11 protein-coding genes are annotated in these 12,356 nt (G+C 66.2%); 8 read left to right on the forward strand and 3 right to left on the reverse strand.

What is annotated here, in order from left to right; genetic code table 11:
- The first annotated feature begins 141 nt into the window (after positions 1-141).
- Positions 142-1,392, forward strand: coding sequence for an alpha/beta hydrolase family protein (locus AC3WJT_RS08115; protein WP_492342602.1), 1,251 nt, complete (start codon positions 142-144; stop codon positions 1,390-1,392).
- Here the strand turns inward: AC3WJT_RS08115 and AC3WJT_RS08120 are convergent.
- Positions 1,358-2,245: an alpha/beta fold hydrolase gene (locus AC3WJT_RS08120; protein WP_492342603.1), complete on the reverse strand. Its 888-nt coding sequence runs from the start codon at positions 2,243-2,245 to the stop codon at positions 1,358-1,360. The two genes, AC3WJT_RS08115 and AC3WJT_RS08120, sit on opposite strands and share 35 nt — an antisense overlap.
- Before the next feature lie 218 nt (positions 2,246-2,463).
- On the opposite strand from AC3WJT_RS08120, the gene AC3WJT_RS08125 reads away from it, so the two are divergent.
- The 5 genes from AC3WJT_RS08125 (at position 2,464) to AC3WJT_RS08145 (ending at position 9,318) form a co-directional block, all read left to right on the forward strand.
- Entirely contained in the window at positions 2,464-4,842 is a 2,379-nt protein-coding gene (locus tag AC3WJT_RS08125) for a TonB-dependent receptor (RefSeq protein ID WP_492342604.1), read from the forward strand.
- Positions 4,843-5,064: 222 nt separating this feature from the next.
- On the forward strand, positions 5,065-6,510 hold the full coding sequence (locus AC3WJT_RS08130) for an MFS transporter (RefSeq protein ID WP_492342605.1): 1,446 nt from the start codon (positions 5,065-5,067) through the stop codon (positions 6,508-6,510).
- Positions 6,511-6,578: 68 nt separating this feature from the next.
- Entirely contained in the window at positions 6,579-7,544 is a 966-nt protein-coding gene (locus AC3WJT_RS08135) for a phytanoyl-CoA dioxygenase family protein (RefSeq protein ID WP_492342606.1), read from the forward strand.
- A 23-nt stretch (positions 7,545-7,567) separates the two neighbouring features.
- Entirely contained in the window at positions 7,568-8,533 is a 966-nt protein-coding gene (locus AC3WJT_RS08140; protein WP_492342607.1) for an aldo/keto reductase, read from the forward strand.
- Positions 8,527-9,318, forward strand: coding sequence for an alpha/beta fold hydrolase (locus AC3WJT_RS08145; RefSeq protein WP_492342608.1), 792 nt, complete (start codon positions 8,527-8,529; stop codon positions 9,316-9,318). Before AC3WJT_RS08140 ends, AC3WJT_RS08145 begins: the two co-directional genes overlap by 7 nt.
- A gap of 129 nt (positions 9,319-9,447) precedes the next feature.
- Here the strand turns inward: AC3WJT_RS08145 and AC3WJT_RS08150 are convergent, their stop codons facing one another.
- A complete protein-coding gene (locus tag AC3WJT_RS08150) occupies positions 9,448-9,699 on the reverse strand; it encodes an HP1242/YdcH family protein (RefSeq protein WP_492342609.1) in 252 nt (83 codons plus the stop codon).
- Between the two features lie 237 nt (positions 9,700-9,936).
- Here AC3WJT_RS08150 and moaB point away from each other — a divergent pair, with 237 nt between their 5' ends.
- Both moaB and AC3WJT_RS08160 read left to right on the forward strand, forming a co-directional pair.
- The gene (gene moaB / locus AC3WJT_RS08155; protein ID WP_492342610.1) at positions 9,937-10,497 is read left to right on the forward strand and encodes a molybdenum cofactor biosynthesis protein B; all 561 of its coding nucleotides are present in this window, start codon (positions 9,937-9,939) and stop codon (positions 10,495-10,497) included.
- On the forward strand, positions 10,494-11,681 hold the full coding sequence (locus AC3WJT_RS08160) for a molybdopterin molybdotransferase MoeA (RefSeq protein WP_492342611.1): 1,188 nt from the start codon (positions 10,494-10,496) through the stop codon (positions 11,679-11,681). Before moaB ends, AC3WJT_RS08160 begins: the two co-directional genes overlap by 4 nt.
- Here AC3WJT_RS08160 and AC3WJT_RS08165 read toward each other — a convergent pair.
- Positions 11,678-12,190, reverse strand: a complete 513-nt coding sequence (locus AC3WJT_RS08165) for a hemerythrin domain-containing protein (protein ID WP_492342612.1) — start codon at positions 12,188-12,190, stop codon at positions 11,678-11,680. The two genes, AC3WJT_RS08160 and AC3WJT_RS08165, sit on opposite strands and share 4 nt — an antisense overlap.
- Positions 12,191-12,356 lie beyond the last annotated feature (166 nt).

Genomic DNA, 12,356 nt, shown 5'->3' on the forward strand with positions numbered 1-12,356 from the left:
GCACCTTGGCGACGTGGCCCGGAGGTGGGTTGGCCACAGCGCCTCCACCTCGCCTGTCCTCGATCCGCCTTGCGCAAAGGCTTCTCGCCCCGGCCTCGCGCCGGGGCTTTTTTTGACCAAGACACGCCGGAGACGACTTCCATGCACGGCCTTATATTGCCCCTTCTCGCGACGGTTCTCCTCTCCACCCCGACGTCGGCGCTTGCCTGCGGGGCCGCGGTCGACGCGCCGGAGCTGGCCCGCGCCGGCGCTGCGTCCGTCGGCGTCATGACCGTCCCGGTGACGGTTGCGGGGCGACCGGACCTCCCGGCGTCAAACCTGCTGACAGGCCGTATCGTCAGGACGGACCGGACGCTGAAGGTCACCGTCTGGTACCCAGCCACCGGTGGCGCCAGCGTGATCGCGCCGAAGGCCTATGAGGGGCACGTCCGCCGCCCGGGTCAGCCGGACGCCGTGTTCGAGATTCCCGGCTGTGCGCAGCGAGGCGCGGCGCCGCTCAAAACTGCCGCGCCACTGGTCGTCTTCTCCCACGGGTATGGCGGCTGGGCGACCTATACCGCCGATCTCGCCGAGACCCTGGCGTCCCGTGGTTATCTCGTCGCGGCGATCGATCATGAAGACCCGCCGTTCCAGGACGCGGGGGGCTTCGCCCTGTCCTTCGCGCACGTCGCGGCGAACCGGGCTCGCGATCAGCAGGCCGTCATCGCGCGATTGCGCGGGCTGGCCCATGACCCGGACTTTGCATTGGCGGGGGCGTTCGATCCCGACCGTCTGGCGCTGATCGGCTATTCCATGGGCGGCTTTGGCGCGCTGGCCACGGCCGGCGCGGGTTACGATACCGCCAGCCCCTTCTACCGCCGCATCCCGGGCGACCTGCTAGCCAATCAGGCCGAGGGCCAGGCGCAGCCGGCGGAGGGCCTGAAGGCCTTGGTGCTGATCGCGCCGTGGGGCGGTCAGACAGAGAACCGGAGCTGGTCGACCGCGGCGCTGTCGCGCGTTACGGCGCCGACGCTGCTGATCGTCGGCGACCAGGACGATGTCGCTGGCTATGCCGATGGCGCGCAGCGGATCTATGAAGGGTTGACCGGGGCGGACCGGCGGATGCTGGTCTTCGCCAACGCCCGTCACAACCTCGTTGGCGCTGACGCCCCGGCGGCGGCGCGAACAGCCTTCTCCTCGTTTGAGGGCTTCGAGGAGCCCGTCTGGCGCAAGGACCGCCTGCGCGCCATCAGCGCCCACTTCATCGTCGCATTTCTGGACCTAACACTGAAGGGCGACACCGATCGCGCGGACTATCTGAAGCCGTTGCCGTCCGGCGGTGTTGCCAAGGGGTTCTCGAAGCGTTGGTCGCTCGGCTTCAGCCTGCGCCGGGATCCTTCCGCCCAGCCATAAATGCCTTGTCGGCGAAGGCGGCGATCACGGCGCTAACGGACTCTGCGCGTTCGCGCTGCAGCCAGTGTCCTGCGCCCTCAAACATCCGGATCGTCAGATCTGGCGCCAGGGACCGATGGCGTTCAGCCAGGCTGGGCAGAAGCGCCTCGTCCTGATCGCCCCATAAGAGTTCTACCGGACAGGTCACCGGTCCCGCCGCCACGGTCGGCGCGCCGGCCTCCATCGGGTTCGCGCGGTACCAGTTGAGCGCGCCGGTCAGGGCGCCGGGGCGCGACAGAGCTTCAATATAGGCGGCTTCATCGGCATCGTCAGACAGTCCCATGGACCGGAGACGATCAAGCATGCCGCGCAGCGCGCGGTAGTCGTGAGCTTCGAACAGACCCTCGGCGCCAGGCTCTCTCAGGCGCGGCATATAGGCTGACGCCCGCCGTTGGGCCGGGTCGTCTTGCAGGGCTGCCGCAAGGATGGCGGGATGCGGCGCGCTGAGCACACACAGGCCGGCGAGTCGCTCCGGGCGCGTGGCCGCATAGGTCCAAGCCACGGCGCCGCCCCAATCGTGACCGACCAGAAGCACGGGCCTGTCGCCGGCTTGCCGGTCCAGAATGTCGTCCAGGTCAGCCGTCAACCTTTCCAGCCGATAGGCGGACAGTTCCACCGGTTTGCCGGACAGATTGCAGCCGCGGCCGTCGGGCGCGATCACCGTGAACCGTCTGCTGAGGGCGTCGATCTGGGCCCGCCATCCCCGCCAGTAGTCCGGGAAACCGTGACACAGCACGATCACCGGCCCTGATCCGCCCCGTTTCAGATGCAGCCGGCAGCCGTCCGAGGCTGCAATCGTGACGCTGATGGTCAAGGCGTGCGCCCCGCTCTCTGTTGGAAGCTTCGTCAGTAGCGATACTGTCCGATCACGCCAGCCGTCAATCGGCCCCCTTGCTTGCCGGCGCTATCCGTCAGCACCGCTATTGACGGGGTGAATAATAACGCTTGACGCGTCCGCATCCGCCCGCTTACCTCTATTGACTAACAATACAATAGCGGTGCGGTCAGCGCCCGCCGAAGGGGAGGGATCCAATGAATACCTGGACATCACGTTCAACGAGCATGCTTGCCGGCGCCTCGGTCATGGCCCTGTGCGCGGCGGCGATTTTCGGCCCGACGGCCGCGTCGGCTGCGGAGTCCACGCCGGCGGCGACCGGGGTCGAAGCGATCATCGTGACGGCGCAAAAGCGCGAGCAGGCTCTGCAGGACGTGCCGCTGGCCGTCAGCGCCTTTTCGGAAGCGACGCTCGATCGCGCCCAGATTGAAGACGCCACGGATATCCAGTTCTCGATCCCCAACGCCGTTCTGACCGGCAATGACCGCTTCACGCTGCGGGGCATCGGCACCAACGCGCTCGGCTCGTCCGACCTGGGCGTGCAGTCGTTCGTCAACGGCGCCGCCATTGGCTACCTTCCGCAGAACGAATTCTTCGACATGGCGCGCATCGAGGTGCTGCGCGGTCCCCAGGGCACGCTCTACGGCCGGAACACGACCGGCGGCGCGATCAACCTGATCACCAAGCGTCCGGGGAGCGACTTCGGCGGTGACGTCAGCGTTCAGCTGGGCAACTTCTCCAATGTGCGGATCGGCGGCGCGGTCGACATTCCCCTCGGCGAGCGGGTCGCCGTTCGCCTCGCCGGCTACTCCCTGCAACGCGACGGCTACACAGAGAACCTCGGCACCGGCAACGACATTGACGGTCGCAGCCAGTGGGCCGTGCGCGGCACCGTGACCTTCGATCTCGGCGACAACACCGACGCCACCTTGATCGTGGGCCGATATGATGAGGACAGTTCGCGCGCCCGCGAAGGCAAGCGCCTGTGCAAGGCGCACCCCGTGCTCGGGTGCGATCCGCGGCAGCTGGGTTTTGACTCTCCGGACGCCAACACCACGATCCTGCAGACCCTGTCCCGGTTCTTCACGCCGTTCCCGGTCGGCGGAAATATCTATGCCGGCGCGCCCAATCCGCATGATCTGCGCAAGGTCCAAGCAGACACCGATCCCACATACCTCCTGGACCAGGACTTCGCGACCTTCAACCTCGACCACGACTTCGGGCCGGTGAAGCTCTCGACCGTCCTGGCCTATTCCGAGGGATCGTCGGAGCAGAACACCGACTGGGACAACGCCGACCTGCCGTTCCGCTTCACCGCACCGATCACCTACAACAAGGACCGCAACACGGTGGTCACCACCAACCGGTTGCTGACCACTGACAGCTTTTCGACCCGCAGCACAACGACGACGGGTGAACTGCGACTGGCCTCCGACTTCGACGGCGGGTTCAACTTCCTGATCGGCGTGTTCGGTCTCAAGGGGACCAGCTCGAGCGGCTTCGAGACCTGGCACCCGGCGATCGAGTATTTCCAACGCGCAAATGGCCGTCCGGCAGAGACCTGGCGCGTGTCAGCCCTGACACGGAACGGCAAGAACGAGACCTGGGCGCTGTTCGGCGAGTCCTACTTCACGCTGTCTGAGACCCTTCGCCTGACCCTTGGCGCCCGCTACACGGACGAGCAGCGCTCGGGCGAGTCGCGCTCGATCGTCCTGTCGGGGCTCGTGCCCTGGAGCTACTCCGAGTACTCGGGGAACAAGGCGACCTACAAGGCGGCGCTGGACTGGTCACCGGACCTGTCCTTCACCGACACCACCCTCGTCTACGGCTCGGTCTCCACCGGCTACAAGGGCGGCGGACTGAACAACAGCGGAACGGTTCCGACCTACGGACCCGAGACGGTCACGGCCTATGAAACGGGGGCCAAGAACACTCTACTGGGCGGCCGGATGCAGGCCAACTTTTCGGCCTTCTACTATGACTACTCGGGCCTCCAGCTCGGGCAGCGCATCAATGGCGGCGTCGTCACCCGCAACGCCGACGCGACGATCTACGGCTTCGAGGCCGAGTTCGTTTACGCGCCCAACGATCAGTGGCTTTTCGACGCCAACCTCTCGACCCTCAACACGGAAATCGGGACCTTCTTCAGCGAGGACGCCGCCAATCCGGCTCAGAGCCTGACGGCCACGACCCCTACTGTGCAGGTGAACCTCGCGGGCAACCAGCTGCCTCACTCACCCCCGGCCAAGGTCAAGTTCGGGGGTCAGTATACGACGGGCCCGATCTGGGGTGATTGGACCTCGACCTGGCGTGTGGACGCGGTGTGGCAGGACTCCTACTTCGCTCGCGAATACAACTCGCCGACCGATCGCATCGACTCGTGGGGCGTGATCGACCTGCAGGCCCGCTTCCGCAACGACACGACCCAGACGGAGGTGCGCTTCTTCATCAAGAACCTGACGGACGGCGACAACATCACCAACATCATCATCGAGGACGCGCTGGTCGGCCGCTATCGGAACGCGCGCCTGCTTGAGCCGCGGACCTACGGCCTGATCGTGTCCAAGGCCTTCTGATCCAGCAACCTCCCTGACGACCTCATGACTGGCGCCGGGACCCTCGCGGGCCCGGCGTCTCTTCTTCCACCAGGGAAGATGCCGGAAAGGTCGCAAGGGTCCGGGGACGCCGTTGCCGACGTAGCGCTGGTTCCGCGTTGAGGAGGCGGGGTTAGGATACGAAATCGGCGGATCACGCAGCGAGGCGGGAGAAACCCGTCCGGCACATTGGGGAAGAAGTGTTTGGCCACCATTGAATCACCTCTGGCCGAGACGCCGCCGAAGCCGCCACTCCTCGTCAAGCTCGCCTACAGCCTGGGTCAGGCGGGCCAGAATGGCGGGTTCGACGCCGCGTTCGGCTTCATTTTCTTCTACTACTCAGCTGTTCTCGGTTTATCCGGGGCGCTGGTCGGGGCCGCCCTGGCCGTGGGCCTGGCTTTCGACGCAGCAGTCGACCCCCTGATCGGCTCCTGGTCCGATAATCTGAAATCCCGACTGGGCCGCCGTCTGCCGCTCATGCTTGTTGCGGCGCCACTGCTGGCGCTGTCGGTCGGATTATTGTTTTCGCCGCCGCGTGGCCTGGACCAGTTCGCGCTTTTCGGATGGTTGGCGGTCATGTCGATTGCGGCGCGAAGCGCCATATCCTTGTTCACCGTGCCCTACCTCGCACTGGGCGCGGAACTGGCGACCGACTACGGCGAACGCACGAGTGTCGTCATGTATCGCGCCGTAGCGGGCATTCTGTCAGCTGTCGTCGTGACGGCGGTTGGCTATTCCGTGTTCTTTGCCAACGGCGGACTGCAATTGCCCGATGGCTACCCAGGCTTTGGCTGGTCAGTGGCAGGCCTCCTTCTGGTGTGCATGACCCTGTGTTGTCTGGGCGTACGGCGCTATGCCGCTGGCCTGCCCCAGCCAGGACATACGCCTTCGTCTCTATGGAAAAGGCTGCCAAGGGAAGTCGGAGAGATTTTCCGCAACAGGTCGTTCCGCATCCTGTTCCTGTCGGCGGTCATCCTGTTCGTGGCGCTCGGCCTGAACGCGACGCTTAACGCCCACGCCTTCGTCTTCGTCTGGCACATCAAGAGCGAGCTGATCCAGTTCATCGGCTATGCCTACATGGTCGGCATGCTGCTGGGCGTCGCGGGCGCGCCGATCCTGCAGAGGGCAATGGAGAAGAAGTACGTTGTCATCCTCGGCTTCGGACTGCTCATCGCCAACTGGCTGGTGCTGCAGGGGTCTATGCTTGCCGGATTCTATCTGCCGCAGGGCGATGCCGCGCTTCTGCCGATGCAAATAAACTCATTCGTCGCCGGCATCGGCACCGGGTTTGTGTCGGTGGCCTATCCGTCGATGATGGCGGACGCCGCCGACGAGCATGAGCACCTGTTCGGGCATCGTCGAGAAGGTCTGTACTTCGCGGGACTCGGATTTGCCAACAAGGCGGCATCGGGGCTAGGCGTTATGGTGGCCGGGGTTGCGCTGGATCTCGTGCGTTTTCCTGCGGAGCTCGGCCAGACCGTCGGGGCGGTCCTGCCTGCTGACGTTCAGTTCCGTCTCGTAATGGTCTGGGGGCCTGTCCCGGCGGTTATCGCGATCGTCGCGCTCCTGATCTTTGTTTCCTACAACATCACGCGCGCCCGCCACGCCGAGATAGCAGTGGGGCTTGGACGCGGCCCGGCTCCCGGCTGAGCGGCCGGTCAACACATCCATTCCGCTGCTCCGTCCGGGCGGCGGTCAGTACGCCACGGAGGGTCCCGATGACCTATGACACCCTGCCCGCATCACTCCCGACCGACCGGTCGCTGGACACCCCAGAGGTCGCCGCCCTCCGGGCGCATCTCGAAGCCAATAACGGCATCAAGGGGCTGGACATCCTCCAGCCCGGCGACACTGCCCACGCGGTCGAGCTGTTCCGGCGGGACGGTTTCGTGGTCATCGCCAACGTGCTGAACAGCGAGCAGATCGATATCCTCGGCCAGGGTTGTAGCGCGGTGGCCGCCGACATCCTGGCGCTGGATCAGGACCGCGCCGGCAACCGGGGATCGCATCGCTATTCGTTCGGCGGCTCCAGCCTGACCCGCAGTCAGCTGCACCGCCCCGAATGGCAGATGCTGCTCGACATTCCGACGGTTACCGAGCTCGTCAGCGCGATCTTCGGCTCGCCGGACTATTCGCTGCGGGCGGCGAGCGGCGACTTCTGCCTGCCGGGCGCGGTGGAATACCAGCCGCTGCATTCAGACATTCGCGACTGGCAGAGCAACAAAACGACCCCCTTCAGCGCTTTCCATGATCCGCGCGGCCAACTCACGATCCGCGATCTGCCCTGTCCCTATGTCTGCGTGAACTTCCTGCCCCAGGAGGTCACCCGTCTGAATGGCCCTACCCGACAGATCCCCGGCACGCAGCATTCCCGCACGCCGATCCCCAGCCTCGACGCCGAGCCCGAATGGATGCGGCTGAGCACGGTCTGCCCGGCCCCCGCCGGTGCCATCATGGTGCGGGATGTGCGGGCCTGGCACGGCGGCACGCCGAACATTTCCGAGGCCATCCGCGCCATCCCGAACCTCGAGTTCTATGCGCCGTGGTTCCGCGAGCCGATCGTCCCGGGCATCAGCTATCGTGACGCCAGGAACCTGTCCGAACACGCCCAGCGTCTGATCCGCTACTGTGTGGCGGATTCGAGCGTAACGCTTGTCACCGGTCCGACCCTACGCGCGCCCTGAACCTGCCGTCCGGAAGACATCCCATGAAGTACCGAAGGCTTGGCAGAACCGCGCTGAAGGTGAGTGAACTGTGCCTCGGCACGATGAACTTCGGCCCGCGCACCCCCGAGCCTGAGAGCTTCGCCATTCTTGGCGCCGCCGTCGCCGCCGGGATCAACTTCATCGACACGGCCAACCAGTACGGCGGCCATCTGGGCGTGGGTGCGACCGAGAGCCTGCTCGGCCGCTGGCTCGCAGAGGATCGTAGCCGCCGCGACCGGATCGTGCTCGCCACCAAGGTTCACGAGCCGATGTCCGACGACGTCAACGACCGGGGCCTGTCGGCGCGGCACATCCAGATGGCCTGCGAGGCGAGCCTGCGCCGGCTCGGGGTCGAGCACATCGATCTCTACCAGCTGCATCACATCGACCGCACCGCGCCGATGGAAGAGATCTGGCAGGCGACCGACCGGCTGATCAGCCAGGGCAAGATCACATACGTCGGCTCGAGCAACTTCCCCGGCTGGAAGATCGCCCAGGCCAACGAGAAGGCGGAGGGCCGGGGCCGGCTGGGCCTGGTGTCGGAGCAGGGTCTCTACAATCTGCTGGAACGCCGCGCTGAACTGGAGGTGATCCCCGCCTGCCGCGAATACGGCCTGGGCCTCATCCCCTGGAGCCCGTTGGCCGGCGGCCTGCTGGCCGGCGCGTCCATGGATGCGGATGGTCGACGCCAGTCGGCCGAAGCGAAGGCGGCGGCCGTCGCCCGGTCCGGGCAACTTTCCCGCTTCGGCGACCTCTGTCGGGCCATAGGGGAACAGCCCGGCGCGGTCGCCCTGGCCTGGCTGCTGCATCAGGACGGCGTGACGGCCACCATCATCGGCCCGCGCAACCTCGACCAGCTGACCTCGGTTCTGCATGTGCCCGACATCCGGCTGGACGACGAGTCGCTGGCGGCGATCGACGGGATTTTCCCTGTCTGTGGTCCTGCGCCCGAGGCCTACGCGTGGTGACCCGCGAGGGTCGCATTCCGGTGACCGGCGGTCATTTGGCCTACCACCGTACCGGAGGCGATGGCCCGTCGTTGGTGCTGTCCCACGGCCTGACGGACAATGGCCTCTGCTGGAGCCGGCTGGCGGCGGCCCTGGCGCCGGACTTCGACGTCATCATGCTCGATGCTCGCGGCCATGGGGGCAGCTCGCGCATGGCCGGAGCCCCACCGGATCACGCCAGCCGCGATATCGCCGAGGCGATCGACTTCCTGGGGCTGCGATCGCCGATCGTGATGGGCCATTCGGTTGGCGCGCGCGCCACCGCCGACTTTGCCGGTGCTTATCCGGGGCTGGCGTCGAAGGTCATTCTTGAAGATCCGCCCTTCCTGCCGGTCGCCGATCCAGCGGCGGCCGCACTCCGCCGGCGCAAGTTCCGCGATCAGGTGGAAGCCTTCCAGGCCATGTCCGAGGCGGACATCATCGCGTTGGGTCGAAAGACATCGCCGGACTGGCATGAGGACGAGTTTCCGGCGTGGGTGGCCAGCAAGCGTCAGGTCGATCCGGACGCCATGCCGGACTATCGCTCGCCCTGGCAGGAGTCGCTTCGGACCATCAGCGCCCCGATCCTGCTGATCCTCGGCGAGCCGGCGCGCGGCGCTCTGGTCACGCCGGAGATCGCCGACGAGGCGATGGCCCTCAATCCGAACATCACGACAGTCCTGATTCCCAACGCTGGCCACAACATCCGCCGCGAGAATTTCGACGGCTATCTGGCGGCCTTGCGGGTCTTCCTAGCCGGCAACTAGGCGGTCTTCCGGGATTCCGCGCAGCCAATGCGTCGAACGAGCGACATGATTTCCGACAATGACTCGAAGGCGTCCTTGGCAGGGGCTGCTTCTCGCGCCGCCTGACTTCCGCATGGACAAAACGGCCAATTAGGGAGCGCCCTGGTGTCCCCCCAACACCGTCGCGACTTCATCCGCCATGGCCAACCGCTGCTTCTTCAGTGTCTCCAGCCGCTCGTCGGATGCAGGCTCGACGCCGGCTTCGATTCGGTGAATGTCCCGGTTTACGCTGTGGTAGCGGTCACAGAGTCCGCTGAAGTGCCGATCGGCATGCCGGAGCTTCTGGATCAGCTCGACATGGGCCGGGAATTCCTGGGCGAGTTCGTGGGCGAGGTGGGTCATTGGCGACCTCCTTCTTGGCTTGCCCAAAGGCTAGGCTGCCCGCTGAAGCTCCGAAAATGCGCTGGATCAAGTGTTTCAGGCTCTCCGGGGTCCGGTGGAACAATTTTCTGATCCGGCCTGATTGCGGTCGCCCGGCCATTTGATGTGCGACAAGTGCCCCGTCATCCCAACGCGCTAGTCAGTCGCCTGACCCGGTCGTGGTGCGCTGGTGCGCCTTGCCGGGCACCTCGCGCCGGCTTGGTCCGGCTACGGAGACTCCTTGTGGCCGGCATCGATCCAGACCGCGCATTTCTGCCGCTTAACATTGCGGTCCTGACCGTGTCCGACACCCGATCCCAGGAGACGGACACATCCGGCGGACTGCTCATCGACCGGCTGTCGGCGGCAGGGCATCGCCTTGTCGAGCGGGCCATCGTCAAGGACGACATTGAGCCGATCCGCGACCAGGTCGCCGCCTGGGTGGCAGACCCCGCGATCGACGTGGTGCTGTCCACAGGGGGCACCGGCTTTTCGCCGCGCGACGTGACTCCAGAGGCGATCAAGCCGCTGTTCCGACGCGAGATGGACGGCTTTTCCGTGGTCTTCCATCAGGCCAGCCAGGGGACGGTTGGGGTCGCTACCCTCCAGTCGCGGGCCTTCGCCGGTCAGGCAGGCGACACGTTCATCTTCTGCCTGCCCGGCTCGACCGGAGCCTGCCGGGACGCCTGGGATCTGGTCCTGTCGATGGAACTCGACAGCCGCTTCAAGCCCTGTTCTCTGGTGGGGCAGATCCCGCGCTTCCGGGACATTTGCCCGTGATCGCGTTCGATGAGGCGGCCGTCCTGATTGCAGGAATAGCCCTTCCGCTCGGGACTGAAACCGTGGCGCTTTGCGACGCGCGCGGGCGAGTGCTTGCAACGCCCGTGCTGGCCAGCCGCGCATCGCCCTCGGCCGCCGTTTCGGCGATGGATGGCTACGCCATCCGTGAGGGCGACCTCGCCGTGACGCCCGCCCGCCTGGCGGTGATGGGTGAGTCCTTCGCCGGAGCCGGGTTCGCTGGACCCCTGCCGGCAGGGGGCTGTGTCCGCATCTTCACCGGCGCACCCGTGCCTGATGGCGCCGACCGTGTGGTCATCCAGGAGGATGTGCGGCGGGAGGGGGATTTCGCCGCTTTCGACCGCCCCTTTTGTGGGCGGCGGCACATTCGGCTGGCGGGCTCCGACTTTCAGGCGGGCGACCTGCTCGTGCCGTCAGGTCGTCGTCTGAATGCACAACGGATGGTCGCCGCCGCCGCCGCCAATCTGGCGATCCTCGACGTCTACCGGCGCCCCACGGTGGCGATCCTCGCCACGGGCGATGAGCTCGCCGCGCCCGGGACCCCGGGTCTTCGGCCCGACGCGATCCCCGAAAGCGTTTCCTTCGGAGTCGCAGCCCTCGCGGAGGACTGGGGCGCAGAAGTCGTATCTCGCCGGCTCTGCGGCGATGACCTCTCGAACCTGGGAGCTGCGGCGGCCTTGGCCGTAGCTGAGGCCGATGTGGTGGTGGTAACCGGCGGCGCGTCTGTTGGCGAGCGGGACTTCGCCCGCGAGATGTTCTCGCCCCTGGGTCTGGACCTACTGTTCAGCAAGGTCGCTATCAAGCCGGGAAAGCCGGTGTGGGTTGGCCGCGCAGGCGGGGCGATCATCGTCGGCCTGCCCGGCAATCCGACCTCGGCTCTGGTGACAGCGCGCCTGTTCCTCGCCCCGCTGCTGGCCGGCCTGGGCGGGCGCAATCCTCGCAAGGCATGGGCCTGGCGATCAATGACGCTTGTCGGATCGATGGATCACGAGGGCAATCGGGAGACCTTCCACCGGGCTCGGGCCGATCAGGGCGGTGTAAGCCTGATGGACGACCAGGACTCTTCCGCCCAACGGGCTCTGGCGGCGTCAGACCTGCTCGTACGCCGCAGACCCGGCGCGCCGGCGGCCCCTTCGGGTGACCGGGTCGAGGTCCTCGACCTTTAGGATCCGTCCAGGAACATCGGGAACAGGATGTTGTTCTCCAGCCGCATGTGCTCGCGCAGATCGCCGGTGATTTCTTGGCAGGCGCGGTAGAGCAAGCGCCAGGAGCCACAGGCGTCCGTAGGCGGCGTGCAATCGGTGGTCAGCATGGCCAGACGCAGAAGCTGCTCGTCGACATCGCGGTGTTCCGCTTCCATCCGGCTGATCGGGTGACCGATCAGGGGGTGACCCCCGGCCAGCATCAGGGGAAACAAAACAGCTTCTTCCCGAGCCTGATGCGAGATCAGGTGGTCAGCCATCACCGCGAGGTGGTCGGCAAGGCCCTGTGGACAACGGGGATGATCCTGATGGACGGCCTCGACACGCCGGGCGAGAGCGATGGCCTTCGGGAACTGGGCCCGATGAACGTCATGGAAACGCTGAACGATGTGGTCGATCAGGGCGGCGGGACCGGCTTGGGTCCACGCATTCTCCAGCATGCGCTCCGCGGCGACGGCGCTGTCAAACGGCATAGGTGTCTCCTTTGGCCGGAGCCTAGACCGTGACGACCGTGAGCGCCTTGAAGCCCGCCGCGCTCGCGGTTGATCCTCAGCAAGCGTCGGCCTGCCAAATATCTTCGGGTGCGACAGCGCCGCCGCCCTAGCGGGCGCCGCAGGGACTCTGGAAGCCTGCCGGATG

It is taken from the genome of Caulobacter sp. FW305-C-30-S16 (assembly GCF_058783025.1).